Below are 18,207 nucleotides of genomic sequence, written 5' to 3'. Positions count from 1 at the left end.
AGCTTTTCAGTTAACAGGATGCCCATGACCCGCCCCACCGACACCGCCACTTCCATCTCCCTCGCCGCCTCTGCCCTTGCGGATCTTTACCCCGATGGTGTGTTAGGGGATGAGGGTTTGAATCAGCTTGGTTCACTTACGCTGGCGGGCTACAGCGGCACAACGCTGACAATGGATGCGGCGATTGCCACGCATATTACGGCCACCCTGCGCCACGATACTAAAACGCGGCCGCTGGATTTCTTGTGCGCGGAGATTCGGCAATTGCCAGGCGACGCGACGGTGGATAAATACAGCCTAACGCTGCGCCCTTGGCTGTGGTGGCTAACGCTGGCGAGTAATAACCGCGTGTTTCAGGCCAAAAGCGTGCCGGATATAGTAAAAGCGGTGTTTGCCGTACATGGCTTTAGCGATTATTCGCTGAAACTTGATGCCACTTATGATCCGCGCGAATACTGCGTGCAATATGGCGAGAGCGATTTTGATTTTGTTTCCCGCCTGATGGAAGACGAAGGCATTTTTTGGTTTTTTACCCATGAAGACGGCAAGCACACGCTGGTGCTGGCCGATAGCAACGATGCCTTCCCCGCCTGCCCAAACGCCAGCACCATTGCCTGGCTGGGGCAGGATATGGGCGCAAGGGAGTTGCACGGCATCCGCAGTGGCGAGCTGTGTCAGCAGGCGGTTTCTACCGCTTACAACACCAGCGATTACGAATTCACCACCGCCAGCACTTCGCTTTACTCGCAAACCAAGGCGGTGGATGGCGCGCGCTCGGTGTACGAGCATCCGGGTGGCTATACCGCCAAAGCCAAAGGGGACGCGCTGGGCAAAATTCGCGTGGCCGGTTTACGCAGCCAAGAGACGCGCTTTATTGGCGAGAGCGATTGCCGATGGCTGATCCCCGGCCACACTTTTACGTTAAGCGGCCATGATAATGCGTCGGCCAATATTGAATGGGTGGTCACCGCCGTCACACACGACGCCAGCCATGCCCATTATCGGAATCGCTTTAGCGCCATCCCCAAAGCAACGCCCTACCATCCGCCAAGGCTCACCCCCAAGCCGCGCATGCATACGCAAACTGCCTTGGTGGTGGGCAAATCAGGGGAAGAAATCTGGACCGACGAATATGGCCGCATCAAGATTCAATTCCCATGGGATCAGGACGGCAAAAAAGACGAAACCAGCTCCTGCTGGGTGCGGGTCATGCAGGCATGGAGCGGCAAAGCCTTTGGCGCGCAATTTATTCCCCGCATCGGTCAGGAAGTGGTGGTGACCTTTATTGATGGCGATCCAGATAAGCCACTCGTCACCGGCTGCGTCTACAACGGCGACAACAGCCTGCCCTACGCCCTGCCCGCCAATCAGACGCAATCGGGCATCAAAACCAATTCATCCAAGGGCGGTGGTGGCTTTAATGAGCTGCGTTTTGAGGATAAAAAAGACGCCGAAGAAGTGTTTCTGCAAGCGCAAAAAGACCTTAAAACCAACATCCTCAACGACGCCACCCACACCATCGGCCACGATGAAATCCGTACCGTTAAAAACGACCGCACCCGCACCGTGCAGGAAGGCAACGACGCCACTACCATCGACAAAGGCAATCGCACGCTAACGGTAAGCACAGGCGACGAAACCACCGACATCAAAGGTAAACGCAGCGTGAAAGCAGGCGGCGATGAAACGCGTGAAGTGGGCGGCAATCTGGAGCAAAAAGTCACAGGCAATTACACCATCACTGTTGACGGTGATCTCAGCATTAAAGTCAGCGGCACCATCAACATAGAAAGCAGCGGCGCCTACACCGCCAAAAGCGGCGCAGCCCTCACCAATCAGGCAGCCACATCACTCACCAACAAAGCCGGCACGGCACTAACCAATCAGGCAGGCACATCGCTGGATAACAAAGCCGGCACCACCCTCACCAACGACGGCGGTGTTAGTCTGATGAACAAAGGCGGTGCAGAACAAACCGTCGACGGTGGCGGCATGCTGACCATTAAGGGCGGGCTGGTGAAGATTAATTGATGCTTTCTGGTGAGTTAAAAATAAAACCCAAATCTTGAACCACAGAGAACACGGTTTTATAGGGTGTACAACGACGCAGTCGTTGCGCACCAAAAAACGGTGCGCAAGAAAAACGACTTGCACACCCTATGAAAATCAGCTTTTTTGCTAAGTTTTGTCTTTAGTGATGCCTATTGTGGGCACAAGGACGTGCCCACCCTACTGAGGTTTTGTAGGGCGGGTGAAACCCGCCGTTGCTCAAACATGGAGATCACATGCCCCAACCCTTTGAACTAGAACGCGGTAGCAGCAAGCTGAGTGGCGCAATGAATGAAGGCGCGCTGGATGGGCCGTTTAAGGTGCTGGATGCAAAAAAACCCCTCGCATCCATGCAGTATAAAAAGGGCGAGCTGCACGGGCCGATGCTGATGATGCACCCCAATGGCAAGATTTCGGCACAGCTTCATTTTCAAAAAGGCTTCTTGCACGGCCCAGCCAAATTTTTCTCGTCACAAGGCGCTTTGCAGCGTGAATGCGGCTACCAGCAGGGGCAATTGCAAGGCGTATGTAAAAATTATTTTAATAATGGCAAAGTCGCACAACTGGAGCACTACCAAACAGGGCTGCTACACGGTGAGCAGCTGCGCTTTCACCCCAATGGGCAAATTGCCGAGCGTCAGCATTTTAAAAACGGGCTAAGCGACGAAGAAGTTCAGCAGTTTGCAAGCGACGGCAAACTGCTTGGGGAAGATGGCAAGCCCATATCTAAAATAAAAACATGGCTAAAAACATAGGGTACGGTTTACTCGAATCCTAGCTGCTTTCGCTTGTGTATTCTTAGGGCGGAGCAATACGCGGGTTGCACCCGCCCTACGATGATTTAATGCTTGTAGTTTCTAGGATGTACAACGACGTACGGAGCGCATAGAGCGGTGCGCAAGAAAAACGCCTTGCACACCCTACATAAAACCAAACTTTGCTTTGCGCTTACCTTGATAAGATTGAGCTATATCCACCGATGATTTAAACAGGCAAAAAACTAAAATAGCTTTTTAAGCAAGCGATAATAGCCAACAGGCGCGGCCGATTGGCGGCCTGTGCTGCGTGTTGCACTGCATTGAATCAGCCACTGGCTATTGGCAGCTAGCAGCTGCTGATTAATGCCATCAATCACCGCACTGGGGTTGATGACCTTGGCCTTGCTGATTAGCTCAACGCTGGTGCATTGGCGCTGTTTTTGCAGCAAAGCACAGACACGCTGCTCGTCTGGATTGAGATTAAGCTGACTAAATGGATTTGTTGTAGGCATAAAGTAAGTAAGGCTTTTTTGGGCTGGCTATTGTGGCATGGCAATGCAGAGATGCACAGCCATCGGGTCAAAGCAGTTAATCCATACACGCCCCATCAAGGCACCAAATCCTGCATTTGCCCCGCCATCGCAATTTTAATGACCCCACCCCAAGTACACATCAAAGTACCGCTCGCACTAAGCGCAGGCATAGGCCCGACCAAGACCGTTGGCGCGCCGCCGGGTATCCACGGTGCAACGGTCATCGGGATACAAGGCATAGGCGTCAACACGCCCAAAGCCGCGGCCGTGGCGGCGATCACAGTAGGGTTGGCCATGCTCATGCAAGTGCCAAAAGGGGCGACATTCACAATGGGAATGTAATCCATCAAATTAGCCGCAGGCATGCCCCCCACCATCACCTGATTAAGGGGCAACACAATCAAAGTGCCGGGCGCTGCGCCAAAGCTGCATTGCAAAGAGGCACCGCTGCAAACCTGTGGGCTACCCATTTTTTCTCCTTACATGCAAATATTTGCAATACCTGTAGGGAGGGTGAAACCCGCGTATTTTTCAGCATTGCTCGCGGCTTGCTCCCGCCCTACACTTCCTTATTATCGGCAAATGAAAGCAAAAGTCAGATTTAAAAATAAAAAACCGCCACAAACGATCGCGTGTGGCGGTTTTTAATACATGCAAAAAACTTACTCTGCGCTTAATACACCACGACGAACCTGATCATCTTCAATCGATTCAAACAGCGCTTTAAAGTTGCCTTCGCCAAAACCTTCATTGCCTTTACGTTGAATAATTTCAAAGAAAATCGGCCCGATCACAGTTTCGGTAAAGATTTGCAGCAAAATGCCGCCGCCTTCAGTTGGCGCGCCGTCAATCAAAATACGGTTTTTGCGCAGACGCTCTAAATCTTCACCATGGCCTGGCAAGCGCGCATCAGTGCGATCGAAATAGCTATCTGGCGTATCTAGGAAACGTGTGCCACTGGCTTTTAATGCTTCTACTGTGGCGAAAATATCGTTACTGGCCATCGCGATATGTTGAATGCCTTCACCTTGGTACTGGCGCAGAAATTCTTCAATCTGGCTTTTATCATCAGACGATTCGTTAATAGGAATACGGATTTTGCCGCAAGGGCTGGTCATGGCGCGGGAAACGAGGCCAGTCAGCTTGCCTTCGATATCGAAATAGCGAATCTCGCGGAAATTAGCGATGTTTTCATAAAAGCCCGACCAGACATCCATATTGCCGCGCATTACATTATGAGTAAGATGATCAACCTCGTATAAGCCAACACCCGCTGGATATTGATCCACGCCTTCGAGCGGCACGAAATCAACATCATAGATATTCTGGTCTTTGCCATAGCGATCAACAAAATACAGCGCCGAGCCGCCAATCCCTTCCACCGCAGGAATATTGAGTTCCATAAAGCCAATCGGGCGGTTATAAGGCTTAGCGCCATGTGCAATCGCATATTGATACGCACGATCTGCATCTGCTACGCGCCAAGCCATCGCACAAGCGGACGGGCCATGAATGGCGGCAAATTGACTAGCAGGTTGTGTTGGCTCGCCATTGACGATGAAATTAATTTCACCTTGGCGGAATAAGCTGGCGTTTTTGCTTCTGTGTCGCGCAATTTCCACAAAACCCAATGATATAAACAAGGCCTTCAGATTATCTAATGCTTCCTGAGTATTGCCTGTGTATTCAACAAACTCAAAACCATTGGTTTCAAGTGGGTTAATGCTTGGTTTTTCCATTTTCATCTATCTCTCCATAGGTGAAACCCGAATATAAAAATGCCGTGATTCTATTTATAAAATATCACCACGGCATCGCCATATCGGGTTAATTTAGACCGTGCTTAGCGGTCCATTTTGAAAAATCGTTTTCCAATGCATCAAAGCTTTCAATTACAAATAAATCTTCCTGCATATGCCAGATGTCATATGCGGTTTCTGCCACTTTTTCTATATCAAAAGCGCGTTTACGTGTTTGATCAGACAAACTAAACATCACTTCCTGTGGGGACGATGCAATACCCGCACCAAAGATATGCAGGCCATTGGCCTCTTGAATTAAACCAAATTCAACCGTGTACCAATAAAGGCGCGGCAACCACACTTTAGCGGGGTGATCCAACTCAAAAGCGCGCACACCGGCCTTGCCAAATGCTTCAAAGAAAGCAGCAAAACGAGGGTGAACCAAGAGTGGCGCATGCCCCAATAAATCGTGAAACATATCAGGCGCAGGGGTATAGCCAATTTCATCCGGCTTACGAATAAAATCGGTCGAGGGAAAAATACGCTGGGCTAATAATTTAAAAAAATCTTCATCCGGCACAATGCCCGATACACGGGTGAGTTTCCAACCAGAGAGCGCTTCTATTTTGTCGCTGATTTCCACCAGGCTTGGAATACGGTCACAGGGAAATCCCACTTTCTCAATGCCCTCTAAAAAAGCATGGCAAAGGCGGCCCGGCAAAACCGCTTGTTGATTAGCAATCAGGGTGGCCCATGTTTGATGCTCAACGTCGGTGTATTGCGGAATTGGGTAAGAATGGATGTCTAACACGGCGTCCGGCACGGACAATTGCATATCAGCACGTAGGGTTGCTGCTTCATCGGTATACACAAGACTTCTCCTAAATGGTATTTTTCACAGCAACTGCTCTACACTAGCTTTTCATTTTACAAAAAGTGGCGAGCAATTTTGTTTCTAAAATGCCAATAAAATAAATATTTATGCAATTTAACACCAATTAAACATAAAAGAAGGGGAGATAACACCATGGAACTAGATAGGACTGATATTAAAATTCTTAACGAGCTTCAGTTACATGGCCGATTAAGCAATGTGGAGCTGGCAGAAATCATCGCTTTATCCCCATCTCCCTGCTTGCGACGGCTCAAACAGCTCGAAGATAGTGGCGTTATTCGCAAATATGTTGCACTTTTGGATCCACTTTTAATTGGCCTTGGTTTACAGGCTTTTATCCGTGTTTCGCTGGAAAAACGCGGGCATAGTCATCTACAGGAGTTTGCCTCTGCCATCCAAGAGTGGCCTGAAGTGGTCAACTGTTATGCCATGACCGGCGAGATGGATTATTTGCTGCAGGTGTATTTTGAAGACATGACGCACTTTTCTAAATTTGTGATGGGGCAGCTACTGCAACACCCCGGCATTGCCGATATCAAATCAAGCTTTGTGTTAAAAGAATTTAAAAACACCACCAACCTGCCTTTAAGCCATCTGAATCCATAAGACATGGGGCGTGTTGGGTAGGGAGCTGTTCCACCCCTACTCAGCACGCCCCATTCACTCCCTCATTACTTACAGCAAAAACAAAACACAAACGTCATCAAAAGCTTACATACTGTCTGTTTTCCATCAATAAGCTGATGGAAGTCTTCCTTGCTGCTTGCCAGAGCCTAGGTATTTCGGCTATACCAAAGCAGATATTCATATCAAAAGATACCTCGTATGAGTTTACAAACCCTCTGGCTGATTGCTGCATTGCTGCTTGCCGGGTTAGAAATGCTGACAGGCACTTTTTACTTACTGGCTGTGGCAATCGGTTTAGCCAGTGCCGCTTTAGCCGCATGGCTGGGCTTTAGCTTTACTGTGCAAGCCCTTAGCGCTGGCCTGATCGGCCTTGTGGCTGTCGCCATTTTGCGGCGCTGGCAGCGCCAGCACACCAGCGCCCCTGCTGAGATCAGCAGTGATATTGGCCAGCATGTCGAGATCGTGGCATGGCAGGGCGAACGACGCGCCCGGGTTCGCTACCGCGGCACATTATGGGATGCGGAGCTGGCTACCGACTCTGAAACCGGCCAAAACGATTACCTGATTATTGCCACCCAAGGCAACTCGCTTATTCTTAACCACTCACCACTAAGGCACTCCTAATGGAATTCGGATTTCCCCTTTTTTTCTTAGTTATCGCTGTTATTTTTATCGCCAAAACATTCAAAGTGGTGCCGCAGCAGCACGCCCTGATTATTGAACGCCTTGGTAAATTTCACGCCGTATTGCAACCGGGGTTGAGCTTTATTGTGCCCTTTATCGATCGCGTTGCTTACAACCTATCGCTTAAAGAAATTCCGCTCGATGTGCCATCGCAAATTTGTATTACAAAGGACAATACCCAGCTGCAAGTCGACGGCCTTTTGTATTATCAGGTTACCGATCCCAAGCTGGCTTCTTATGGCACCTCGGATTACGTGATGGCAATTATGCAATTAGCGCAAACCACGCTGCGATCTGTGATCGGCAAGTTAGAGCTCGACAAAACCTTTGAAGAGCGGGACGACATCAATGCTGCGGTTGTGAATGCGCTTGATGAAGCAGCACGCAGCTGGGGCGTAAAAGTATTGCGCTACGAAATCAAAGACCTCACCCCGCCTAAAGAAATTTTGCACTCTATGCAGCAGCAAATTACTGCCGAGCGCGAAAAGCGTGGCCGTATTGCGCAATCTGAAGGGGTAAAGCAAGAACAAATCAACTTAGCCACCGGCCAGCGCGAAGCCTCTATCCAGCGCTCCGAAGGCGAGCGCCAGGCAGCCATTAATGCTTCTGAAGGTGAAAAACAAGCTGCCATTAATCAGGCAGAAGGTGAAGCCGAAGCACTACGCTTAGTTGCCCGTGCCACAGCCGAAGCCATTCATATGGTGGCACAAACCATTAAACAACCAGGCGGCTTAGAAGCGGTTAATTTAAAAGTAGCCGAGCAATATGTGGCGGCCTTTGCCAATATTGCTAAAGAAGGCAATACCATGCTGCTGCCCGCCAATGCCAGCGATGTGGCGGGCATGGTTGCTACCGCAATGTCCGTGATTAAACCCCCAGTACAGCCTTAATTTACCGAAGGAAAATAGCGCCATGTCAGAACCCAAATACCGCCTCGTCACCCGCAGTGATTTCGATGGTTTAGTCTGCGCGGTGCTATTAACCGAGCTTGATATGATTGACGATATTTTATTCGTACATCCTAAAGATATGCAGGATGGGAAAATCGCCATTACCGCCAACGACATCACCACCAATTTGCCTTATGTGGCAGATGCTTACCTCTCTTTTGATCATCATCTGTCCGAAACGATTCGTACCGTGGGTGAAAAAACCAATCATATTATCGACCCCAAAGCGCCTTCTGCCGCCCGTGTGGTCTATGACTATTACGGCGGCAAAAGTGCCTTCCCTAAAATCAGCGAGGAGATGATGATTGCGGTAGATAAAGCCGATTCGGCCGAATTTACCCGTGAAGAAATCCTCACCCCCAGAGATTGGGTGCTGCTTAATTACTTAATGGATTCACGTACAGGCTTGGGGCGCTTTAAGAATTTCCGAATTTCCAATTACCAGCTGATGATGGATTTAATTAAATACTGTGGCAACCATGGCATTGACGACATCCTTGGCCTGCCTGATATTCAAGAGCGTATCGAAGTTTATTTTGAGCACGCTCCGCAAGCCAAAGAGCAGCTGATTAACTGCAGCCGTATTTACGATAATTTGGTTGTCCTTGATTTACGCAATGAAGAAACGATTTATGCCACCAATCGTTTTATGATTTATGCGCTCTATCCCCAATGCAATATCTCGATTCATATGCTGTGGGGTTTGCACCAGCAAAATACCGTTTATGCCACTGGCAAATCAATTATTAACCGCAGTTCGCAAACGAACATTGGTGAGCTGATGCTGGAATACGGCGGCGGCGGCCACGAAAATGCAGGCACTTGCCAAGTAGCAAACGAAGACGCCAACCGTGTGCTGCGAGAGCTGGTACTTAAAATTACAGCGGACGGCTGATTTGTAGGATTACTGCGTGAGTACGCACCATGTACTCACGCAGCACGGCGTTTTATCCATGCGTTTCCCTCATAACGTTTTTGGTGCAAATCAAGACCACATTCAATGAATAGGCCTACTGTAGTGCGGAACGTGGCTCCACGCATTTGCTGCCTTTCCAAAGTCCGCCCCCGCCCTCACCCAAGACCCCGCTTTTCCCCAAGGGAGCCAGTGTGGATATTCCCGGCTACAGTCTAAAAAACACACTTTATCAAGATGTGGCAGGAAGCATGGTCCGTGCTGTTCATGCAGATGGCAACGCCTGCATTTTACGCATCGCCTCACTCCCCCGCGCCAGCATCACTTTAAAGAGCGAGCGAGATTTACTCGAGCAAATCCAAACCAAACACACACCCAAGGTGCTCGATTTATTTAAGCATGGTGCGTCTATGGTGCTAGTGCTGAGTGATTGCCCCGGCCGCACTTTAGAAGATTTAATGAGCGAAACCGGCCACACAACCGGCACCACGCTGCAACTTGCCATCACACTGGCCAGAAAACTACAGCGCACCACCGCCATTGCCCAAGCACTGGCCTCCCTACATGCCAGCGGCAAACCGCATGGCAGGCTCTGGCCCGATCACATCATTATTGCGCCAGACCATACCATCCGTTTTGTGGGCATGGCGGACGGTGGCGAAGCCGATCCACAAAAACACCGTGCAGCGTATTTCTCGCCAGAACAAACTGGGCGCCTGCGCTCAGATGTTAACCCACGCAGTGATTTTTATACCTTGGGCGTCATTTGCTACCGGATGTTTACAGGGCAGTTGCCCTTTAATAGCAACGACACGCTTTCTTTAATCCACGCCCACCTCGCAAAAATCCCCACCCCGCCCAACGAGATATCTGACACCCCGCCAGCGCTCTCCGCCATTATTATGAAGCTACTGGAGAAAATCCCAGAGAAGCGTTACCACACCGCGGTAGGGCTGGCCCACGATTTGCAGCGCTGCACCGAGCGGCTTTCAAACGGCTTAACCAGCCCTTTTCAGCTGGGGGAGGACGATGAGCCCGGCGTGCTTCACCCGTCGAACACTCTTTACGGCCGGGATCATCAGCGATTAAGCCTGCTGAATGCCTTTTCGCGCAGCCAGACTCAGGCGGCTGAAGTGGTGCTTATTTCCGGCTATTCGGGAATAGGAAAAAGCTCGCTGGTGCAATCGCTAAGACCCGATATTATTATGGCGGGTGGCTTTTTTATTGAAGGAAAATTCGATCAGTACCAACGCAGCATTCCCTATGCCGCCCTTTCCACCGCCTTTGATAAGCTGATCCGGCAGTGGCTGGCAGAGCCTAATACCGAACACTGGAAAAACAGGGTTCTCGCCGCCGTAGGTAGCAATGCACAAATTCTGATTGATGCAATCCCTGCCTTGCAATGGCTGATTGGCCCGCAAGCCCCGGTTGCAGAGCTTGGCCCTGCTGAGCTGCGCCATCGCTACAACAAAACACTGGTCGACTTTATTCAGGGTATTTGCCATCAGCAATCACCCCTAGTGTTATTTCTGGACGACTTACAATGGGCCGATCCTGCCAGCCTTGATTTAATGGGCCAGCTACTGACCAATACCCACAATAAGCACTTACTGCTGATTGGTGCCTACCGAAACACTGAAGTCCTCTCAGGCCACCCCCTGCTGCTCGCCCAAGCCGAATGGCATACCCAGAATGTGCGCAGCACCTTGCTTGAGCTGGCCCCGCTTACACCAGCCCAAGTCAACGATTTTCTCATCGATGCGCTGCATACAGGGGAACACACCTTTGCACTGGCCAACCTGATCCATAAAAAAACCGGCGGTAATCCTTTTTTTATTGGCAAGCTATTACGCACGCTGGTAGACGAAGCCTTTATTTATTGGGATAGAGAGACGCGTGCCTGGGTATGGAGCGTCGCCCGCCTTGCCACCCATAATGTGGCAGAAAACGTTGTCGATCTGGTGATCGAGCAATTGCACCGCCTACCTGCTCATGTACAAGAATTAGCCAGCGCAGCTTCCTGCTTTGGCAATTTATGCAGCCTGCCAGATTTAGCCGCCATTACCGGCCTTAGCCAGGCCAAAACACATGAAAGCTTGCAAGTATTGCGCCAAACAGAGCTGATGACCGAAATCCCCAGTGAAGCAGGCAAGCCCAAACAAATTCGTTTTATGCACGACAGAGTGCAGCAAGCCGCCTATTCGCTACTCAGCGAAAGAGAGCAACAAGCTACGCACATCCGCATTGCACAGCACTTGGTCAAGGCCAATAACGGCGCACATTTTCAAGAACAGCTTTTTACCATTGCCCAGCAATTTAGCGCGGGCTTAAATGTTTTTCTTAAAGCGGCAGACCCTGAGCAAAACCGCTATCTAGCAGATATATTTTTGCAAGCCGCCAGCAAAGCCTTTGCTTCTGCCGCCCACAGCAGCGCCAGACTCTTTGCAAACAATGCACAGCTGCTGCTGAGCGAAGAGCACTACTGGGAAAACGATTACCCGCTACTCTTGCGCCTTCACTACATACAGGCAGAAGCGGCTTTTCTTTCTGGTGATTTAGCCACCTCTGAAGCCATCATCCATGCAGCCAGACCCCGGCTACGCACTGTGCTGGAAAAAGCCGCGTTTCAAAACCTGCTGATCACCGGTAAAACGCTTTCTGCCGATTACCTTGGCGCAATCGAAGCGGGCCGGGAAGCACTAGAATTATTAGGCTTGGCTTGGCCTAACGATCCGGAAGCAGCGTTTCAAGAAATACTGGCTCAGATTGAAGAAAAAATGCAGAATCGCCAGCCTATAGAGCTGCTGCAATTACCGCTACTGAGCGACCCAACCCAGCAGCTCATTCAAAAAACCCTGCTCAATCTCGACACCTCCACCTCTTTTGGCCACCCGCGCTACTATCCCTTTATTATTTCCCGCATGGTACTGACCGCGCTGGAGCACGGCAATTCAATCGAGATTTGCAAGGGCTACGGCACATTTGGTGTATTGCTGGGCAGCCTGTTTGGGCAACGCCAGCGCGGCTTTGAATTCGCCAGTCTGGGATACCAGCTCATCACCCCTTTGGACGCAATGGCGCTCAAATGTAAAACCGGCTGGCCCTATGCGGTAGGCTGCCTGCCCTGGGTTAAACCGCTACATGATTCATTGCCACTGATTCAAGACAGTATTAATGCAGGGCTAATGACCGGAGATCAGCAATTTACTGGCTATTTATATTGTGCAGATGTACTGCATCGCTATATCAGCGGCTTGCCGCTCTCTAAATTAAGCGAGCGCATCGAACAAACTTTGCAATCATCACTCGCCAATAAAAACCAGTGGGCGATTGACACCCTCAATGCCTTACGCTTTTCTGTTGCGGCCTTTACTGCAGAAACATGGGATGGCACCACGTCCAATGAAGCGCAATTTGTTCAGGAGTGCGAACAAAACGACAGCCGCTCATCGCTGTGCTTTTATCATATTTACCGCGCCCAGCGCATGCTGTTTGCAGGCCATTATGAAGAAGTGATTTTGCATGCTCGCCAGGGGCTGGCACTGTGCCGCTACATCATGGGCTTTATCGCCAATTTTGATGCGCACTGGTGCTTAGCCATGGGGCTGGCGAACCGAGCACCATCAGAAAGCCAAAAAATAGAAATACAAAACCATCGTGAGCAGCTGGCCGCATGGAGCAACGATTGCCCTGATAATTTCTCACATAAATTGCTCTTACTCGACGCACAAATTGCCCTGCTGCAAGGCCAACACGAAGCCGCGCTTTTATGCTGCCACCAATCCATTACCGCCGCACGCAGCCAGGGCTTTACTCAGGATCTTGCGCTGGCAGAAATCCATACCTGTAAATTATGGGTTGAACACGGCTACCCGGTTTACGCCACCCACCACCTTAAAAATGCCATTTCAAATTTGCAGCACTGGGGCGCCATCGGACTTGCCAAAACACTGCGCCATGAATTTAGCTCGGTATGGCAACTGATCCCCCCTGAAGAAGACGTTTTTCATGGCCGCGCGCTCTCTTCGGCAGGCGTACTCAAGGCCTCGCAAGCTATCGCCAGCGAGCTGGCTCTTGATCCGCTACTGGTACGCCTAACCGAGCTAATGATTGAAAGCGCGGGTGCCACAATGGGTGCGCTGATTCTGGCGGAAGACGGACAGCCCAGGCTAAAAACGGTAGGCATTATCGAAAACGATGCCATCACCGTGCGGCCCAGAAACAGCCTCAGCCTGCCGGTTGCCGCATCGATTTTGCAATATGTCTGGCGCACTTTAGAAACCGTGGCCCTTGATGACGCGGGACTGGATGAGCGCTTTCAACGCGATTCTTATGTGCACAATACGCGGGTTAAATCGGTACTGTGTGGCCCCATCATCAAGCAAGGCGTGCTGCTTGGTGTTTACTATCTGGAAAACCCGCTCTCGGCAGGCGCATTCACCACAGCAAGGCAAGAAGTCATCCATGCCCTATCCACCCAAGCGGCTATTTCAATGGAAAACGCACGCCTCTACGACGAGCTGGAAAGCCGTGTAGAGATTCGCACCCAAGAATTAAGCGCTGTCAACCAGCACCTGGAAAACGAGCTAGCAGAAAGAAACCGCATCGAAAAAGCACTCAGAGAAAGTGAATCACGCTTTCGCGCCATTGTAGAGAGCATGCTGACGGGCTATATGAAAACCGAACTAGCCAGCGGCAAAATTCTCGCCATAAACTCGGCCATGCTCGAAATTATCGGCGTAAACGGCACAGAAGCCTTGCTGGGAGAATGCGCCCACCGCTTTTTTGAGAGCGCACAAGAACATAAGCACCTGCAAGAAATGATTCTGAAGCATGAAAGAGTCAGCCGCTACGCCATCAAAATTCGCAATAAAAGCGGCAAAATACTGGATGTACTCACCACCAGCCGTCTGCTGTACAACGCAGAGGGCGAGCCCAGCCATATTGAAGCCACCATGATGGATATCACCGAACTCAATCATGCCAAAGAAGCGGCAGAAGCCGCCACCAAAGCAAAGAGTGCTTTTCTGGCCAATATGTCGCATGAAATTCGCACACCGCTTAACGCCATCCACGGCATTGCCCATTTGCTGAAACACACCGCCTTAAATGAAAAACAAAATGATTATTTACAAAAACTCACTCAATCGACCAATACACTCATTGCCCTGATTGACGATATTCTTGATTTTTCTAAAATTGAAGCCGATCGGCTCGATTTAGAACAAGAAGTGTTTTCCTGCCGCAGTATTGTGGATCAGGTGGCTTCTATTCTTAAATTCAGAGCCGAAGAAAAAGGGCTCAGCTTACTGCTTAGCCTGCCTGAGCATTTTGCCGAATGGCGCAAAGGGGATGCGCTTCGTTTAACCCAGATTCTAATTAATTTATTAGGCAATGCCATTAAATTTACCCAGCAGGGCTGGGTGCATTTAGAGCTTAGCTGCCCCACCGAAACACGGATGCTGTTTACCATTACAGATCAGGGAATCGGCATGACAGACGCACAGATAAACCGGCTGTTTCAGCCTTTTATTCAGGCAGATAATTCAACAACGAGGCAATTTGGCGGTACAGGGCTAGGGCTGTCTATCAGTAAAAAACTAGTCAAGCTGATGGGGGGCGATATTACAGTAAGCAGCCAGCCCGGCAGAGGAAGTCAGTTTAGTTTTTATGTGGAATTAGCCCTTGCTGAGGAGGTGCTGGATACGCCAAGCGAAAGCATAGAGCAGGCAGAAAGCTTTGAAGGCAAGCATGTTCTGGTGGTGGACGACGTGGCCATCAATCGCCTTGTTGCCCGCGAGCTGCTATCGCTGCTTAAAATCAGCTGCGATGAGGCCAATAATGGCGAAGAAGCACTCGCCAAGCTAAGCAGCCATCACTACGACTTAGTATTTATGGATTTGCAAATGCCCATTATGGATGGCTTAGAAGCCACCCGGCAAATGCGGGCAAGGGGCGATCAAACCCCGGTGATTGCCTTAACTGCCGATGCGCTGGAATCGCATAAAAAAACCTGTGCCGAAGTTGGCATGGACGACCACCTCGCCAAACCAATCATCCCTCTGCAGCTCAACACCCTGCTCAAAAAATGGCTCCTCAACAAGCCCTGAACCCCTCAAAAAAACCCAAATCTTGAAACACGGAGTACACAGAGAACACGGAGTTTCACGGAGAAAACCTTACTCTTGTTTTTCTCCGTGGCCCTCTGCGTCCTCCTTTTCCTCCGTGGTTTGAGATTTGGGTTTTATATTGAAGCTAGTGCGCGCAGCGCTCTGGCAGGCTGCGGATGGCATCGGCATTGGATGGCGAAAACACCATTTCGGCAGCTTGCGACCAGCTTACCCATTTAAAGCGGCGATGCTCGCCTTCGGCAAGCGTAACTTCCAAAGCGATGGGGACTTCTAAGCTAAAAACATGCTCAGTATTGTGAGTGGTGCCGGGGGCATAACGGTGACGCCAGATCTCGAAAATTTCGAAATCGTGACTTTGCTGCCAATTGCGTAATGAATACATACAGGCATCGATGCCGGTTTCCTCAAAAACTTCGCGCCGCGCCGTTTGTTCCAGCGATTCATCGCCTTCCCGGCTGCCTGTTACCGATTGCCATGCCTCATTAAAATCAGTCCGCTCCATAAGCAGCACCTGTAAATCAGGCGTGTGAATCACAATCAGCGCAGATACCGCTTGCTTGTATAGCTTCGATGCAGTTTGAGTAGTCATGACAAAGTAAAAAGTCCGTTGAGAAGCAAAGCTTAAACCATGCAAGCGCCCACTCACAACTTCATCGAGTAAAAAGCGTTAAATAAAGGGTCATCAGTTCATTACTACAAGCACCTCGATAGATGCATCATTCCCCCACACAAGGAATGGCACTTCAATGCGCAGTCCTCAATCGATTCAAATTCCAAAATTCACTGGTGCGCATGGCAGACCAGCGGGCGGGGTAAATGATGAGATCAATTCGTAATATTAAAACATTCAAAATAAAAAAAAGATAAACTACCTGATATAGCTCAATTACTAACTTTGTAGAGCGAGAGGAAGCCATATTTAATACGGGTTAAACATTGGCCCCCCCAAAAAATATTCATAACGAGCTATGCTGTTACGGCACACCAGCAACAGGGTCTGCTGACCCTTGCCGAGGCATTTAGCGGTTAATTTTATTTGCTGCTTCTGCAACCAGCTTTAAATGACTTAGCTCAAAAAAATCCTTTTCTAGATTTTCTTCAATAGGAGTCATAATGCGGTGGTTTAAATAATGCCTGCTGTAAACAAAATCATCCCAAGCCCGCTCTAACGGGCTATCTGCCATTGAATCATGAATATATTTTTCGAATAATTTTTTTGATTCGCCCAGATTACTGGCCCGATTGTTTTGCCACATTGCCCATAATTTTTTTGACTCCTCATCAAGGCCCCCAGGCTCTAGTGCTGAACGTGCGCTTCTGCGGGCCATGCTATCAATCTCATTTTTCAGCATCTGATAACGTGCGTTTTCTAAATTAGTGCCTTTGCCTGCTTTAAATGATTCATACCAGCTTTTTAACCATGCTGTATGCATCGCAATATGCCCGGCCAATTCTGCTTTTATATCGGCAGGCAATTGCTTTTTTGTATGTGTTTGCAAAGAGAGCTGAGCGCAAGCCAAACCGGTATCGCTATACCCCTGCCGCAAAGATTTAATTACCAGGGCTGACGTAACCGTTTCTGTTGTTGAAGCCAGCTCACTTGCTTTAGCCCAGTACTGATACACCAGATCGGAAACCGCACCATCTAAGCGAATTGAACTATACAAAGCAGGTGCTGTTTTTTCTATTTTCTCTAAAGTCATCACCGGCACGCCATTACGCCATGCCCGGTTTAGCATCCACTGCAGGGGCATTCGCGCTAATTCCGGGCTTAAACCCTGCTCTTTATCTGCATAGCCACCAATCACATCCCCCTGATCCCCAGGGAATAATCGCTCCTCTAACCTGCCGCCAGGTGCTCTGGCCCCACCAATAATCGATAATGGCTTATAAAGCCTGTATTCATGTGCAGCGGCATAATGCACCACTTTTTCAAAAGACTTAGGAAGCTTCAAGTCATCTTTTACTGAATTCGCTATAGGCAAAAAGCCTGTTAAAAAATTATCGTCAAACCGCGCACTGACACAATCCAATAAACCCATAAAACGAAAGTGCACCCGAATGCCATCATATTTACCCCCCTCGCATATTTCATCTACCAAATGGTTGGCAAAAGCCAATGCCAAAGCCCCGCCAAAATCAGCGCCAAAAATAGCCACATTAATATGTTTAATCGTGCCTAATGTTTGCCCAATAGTAACATTGTTTTTGAAATCATATTCAGCCTGCTCCAGCCTAGTATCTACGCCGGTATTAAACAGGGCGGACACCCATTTCGCATCCCGCACAAAACCAATATGCTCAATAGAATGAGATGCAGCCATTTTGCCAAGCTCACCACGCACCATCTTGTGGATTTGTAAAGGATTGTGAATCAAATCATTTGCGTAATTTAGCCAATCGCGTGTTACACGCCGTATAAATTGCGCCCGATGATTGGGCTTCCATACAATATCCCACCAAGGCTTATAAGGATCTAAAGCCGCACGCCCCCCCTGTTTACCCAAAGCTTTAACCCTATCCCACCAGCCTGGCCTATTCTGAACAACCTCTTTGCCCGCCTTATACAAAAAAGGCACCGTCGCCATAACAGCCTCTTTAAGCTTCTCCTTTACCGCATCAATAACACCTTCTTCTGCCTCTTTTTTAATTTTGGCAGCTTCCATTTTGAGCAATACTTTTCGCTCTGGCTCAAAACGTGCACCTAAGCCCGAGTAATAGTTAGAGAAAATACCTTTTACTGGAATATCTAATGAAGTACGCCATAGTTTGCCCATATTAGAAATAGCAGCGCCATCATCATCTTTATGATGGGCAAAGGCATCAAAATAAAATGACAGCCATAAAGTCTGATCACACGCTGGGCAAAGATCTCTTGCTTCGGCTTTAATGCGCTCGGCCTTATCTGTTTTTGCATTACTCATA

13 protein-coding genes are annotated in these 18,207 nt (G+C 49.4%); 7 read left to right on the top strand and 6 right to left on the bottom strand.

The window, feature by feature from the left end; all coding sequences use genetic code 11:
• The first annotated feature begins 24 nt into the window (after window positions 1–24).
• Both ACFQNF_RS15420 and ACFQNF_RS15415 read left to right on the top strand, forming a co-directional pair.
• Window positions 25–2,031, top strand: a complete 2,007-nt coding sequence (locus ACFQNF_RS15420) for a type VI secretion system Vgr family protein (RefSeq protein WP_380188816.1) — start codon at window positions 25–27, stop codon at window positions 2,029–2,031.
• Between the two features lie 254 nt (window positions 2,032–2,285).
• Complete coding sequence (locus tag ACFQNF_RS15415) at window positions 2,286–2,804, top strand: toxin-antitoxin system YwqK family antitoxin (protein ID WP_380188815.1); 519 nt, start codon at window positions 2,286–2,288, stop codon at window positions 2,802–2,804.
• A gap of 245 nt (window positions 2,805–3,049) precedes the next feature.
• On the opposite strand, the gene ACFQNF_RS15410 is transcribed toward ACFQNF_RS15415, so the two are convergent.
• The 4 genes from ACFQNF_RS15410 to ACFQNF_RS15395 all read right to left on the bottom strand — a co-directional run bounded on the left by ACFQNF_RS15410 (window position 3,050) and on the right by ACFQNF_RS15395 (window position 5,953).
• Window positions 3,050–3,319 (bottom strand): hypothetical protein, encoded by a 270-nt coding sequence (locus ACFQNF_RS15410; protein WP_380188814.1) that lies wholly within the window; start codon window positions 3,317–3,319, stop codon window positions 3,050–3,052.
• Window positions 3,320–3,414: 95 nt separating this feature from the next.
• Complete coding sequence (locus ACFQNF_RS15405) at window positions 3,415–3,810, bottom strand: DUF4280 domain-containing protein (protein ID WP_380188813.1); 396 nt, start codon at window positions 3,808–3,810, stop codon at window positions 3,415–3,417.
• A 192-nt stretch (window positions 3,811–4,002) separates the two neighbouring features.
• A complete protein-coding gene (gene hppD / locus ACFQNF_RS15400) occupies window positions 4,003–5,085 on the bottom strand; it encodes a 4-hydroxyphenylpyruvate dioxygenase (RefSeq protein WP_380188812.1) in 1,083 nt (360 codons plus the stop codon).
• An 82-nt stretch (window positions 5,086–5,167) separates the two neighbouring features.
• Window positions 5,168–5,953 carry a phenylalanine 4-monooxygenase gene (locus ACFQNF_RS15395; RefSeq protein WP_380188811.1) on the bottom strand — a complete coding sequence of 262 codons (786 nt, stop codon included), beginning with the start codon at window positions 5,951–5,953 and terminating at the stop codon, window positions 5,168–5,170.
• Between the two features lie 156 nt (window positions 5,954–6,109).
• On the opposite strand from ACFQNF_RS15395, the gene ACFQNF_RS15390 reads away from it, so the two are divergent.
• From ACFQNF_RS15390 to ACFQNF_RS15370, 5 genes are all read left to right on the top strand, one after another.
• Window positions 6,110–6,583, top strand: a complete 474-nt coding sequence (locus tag ACFQNF_RS15390; RefSeq protein ID WP_046352850.1) for an Lrp/AsnC family transcriptional regulator — start codon at window positions 6,110–6,112, stop codon at window positions 6,581–6,583.
• Window positions 6,584–6,802: 219 nt separating this feature from the next.
• Window positions 6,803–7,228 (top strand): NfeD family protein, encoded by a 426-nt coding sequence (locus ACFQNF_RS15385; RefSeq protein ID WP_380188810.1) that lies wholly within the window; start codon window positions 6,803–6,805, stop codon window positions 7,226–7,228.
• The gene (locus ACFQNF_RS15380) at window positions 7,228–8,178 is read left to right on the top strand and encodes an SPFH domain-containing protein (RefSeq protein ID WP_380188809.1); all 951 of its coding nucleotides are present in this window, start codon (window positions 7,228–7,230) and stop codon (window positions 8,176–8,178) included. Before ACFQNF_RS15385 ends, ACFQNF_RS15380 begins: the two co-directional genes overlap by 1 nt.
• Before the next feature lie 22 nt (window positions 8,179–8,200).
• Window positions 8,201–9,133 carry an exopolyphosphatase gene (locus ACFQNF_RS15375; protein ID WP_380188808.1) on the top strand — a complete coding sequence of 311 codons (933 nt, stop codon included), beginning with the start codon at window positions 8,201–8,203 and terminating at the stop codon, window positions 9,131–9,133.
• A 212-nt stretch (window positions 9,134–9,345) separates the two neighbouring features.
• Window positions 9,346–15,261 (top strand): AAA family ATPase, encoded by a 5,916-nt coding sequence (locus ACFQNF_RS15370; RefSeq protein WP_380188807.1) that lies wholly within the window; start codon window positions 9,346–9,348, stop codon window positions 15,259–15,261.
• Window positions 15,262–15,406: 145 nt separating this feature from the next.
• Here the strand turns inward: ACFQNF_RS15370 and nudB are convergent, their stop codons facing one another.
• Together nudB and ACFQNF_RS15360 are read right to left on the bottom strand one after the other, a co-directional pair.
• Entirely contained in the window at window positions 15,407–15,871 is a 465-nt protein-coding gene (gene nudB / locus ACFQNF_RS15365) for a dihydroneopterin triphosphate diphosphatase (RefSeq protein WP_380188806.1), read from the bottom strand.
• A 430-nt stretch (window positions 15,872–16,301) separates the two neighbouring features.
• Window positions 16,302–18,206 (bottom strand): phospholipase effector Tle1 domain-containing protein, encoded by a 1,905-nt coding sequence (locus tag ACFQNF_RS15360; RefSeq protein WP_380188805.1) that lies wholly within the window; start codon window positions 18,204–18,206, stop codon window positions 16,302–16,304.
• Window position 18,207 lies beyond the last annotated feature (1 nt).

This window comes from Iodobacter arcticus (assembly GCF_042664895.1).
Taxonomy (GTDB): domain Bacteria; phylum Pseudomonadota; class Gammaproteobacteria; order Burkholderiales; family Chitinibacteraceae; genus Iodobacter; species Iodobacter arcticus.
Note: the sequence above shows the minus strand (reverse complement) of the source record. Positions and strands in the feature narration are given on the sequence as shown.

Coding starts and splice junctions, on each gene's coding strand:
- ACFQNF_RS15390 (WP_046352850.1), top strand. CDS start 6,110: ATGGAACTAGATAGGACTGATATTAAAATTCTTAACGAGCTTCAGTTA.
- ACFQNF_RS15405 (WP_380188813.1), bottom strand. CDS start 3,810: ATGGGTAGCCCACAGGTTTGCAGCGGTGCCTCTTTGCAATGCAGCTTT.
- ACFQNF_RS15375 (WP_380188808.1), top strand. CDS start 8,201: ATGTCAGAACCCAAATACCGCCTCGTCACCCGCAGTGATTTCGATGGT.
- ACFQNF_RS15410 (WP_380188814.1), bottom strand. CDS start 3,319: ATGCCTACAACAAATCCATTTAGTCAGCTTAATCTCAATCCAGACGAG.
- ACFQNF_RS15380 (WP_380188809.1), top strand. CDS start 7,228: ATGGAATTCGGATTTCCCCTTTTTTTCTTAGTTATCGCTGTTATTTTT.
- ACFQNF_RS15385 (WP_380188810.1), top strand. CDS start 6,803: ATGAGTTTACAAACCCTCTGGCTGATTGCTGCATTGCTGCTTGCCGGG.
- ACFQNF_RS15420 (WP_380188816.1), top strand. CDS start 25: ATGACCCGCCCCACCGACACCGCCACTTCCATCTCCCTCGCCGCCTCT.
- ACFQNF_RS15415 (WP_380188815.1), top strand. CDS start 2,286: ATGCCCCAACCCTTTGAACTAGAACGCGGTAGCAGCAAGCTGAGTGGC.
- hppD (WP_380188812.1), bottom strand. CDS start 5,085: ATGAAAATGGAAAAACCAAGCATTAACCCACTTGAAACCAATGGTTTT.
- ACFQNF_RS15360 (WP_380188805.1), bottom strand. CDS start 18,206: ATGAGTAATGCAAAAACAGATAAGGCCGAGCGCATTAAAGCCGAAGCA.
- nudB (WP_380188806.1), bottom strand. CDS start 15,871: ATGACTACTCAAACTGCATCGAAGCTATACAAGCAAGCGGTATCTGCG.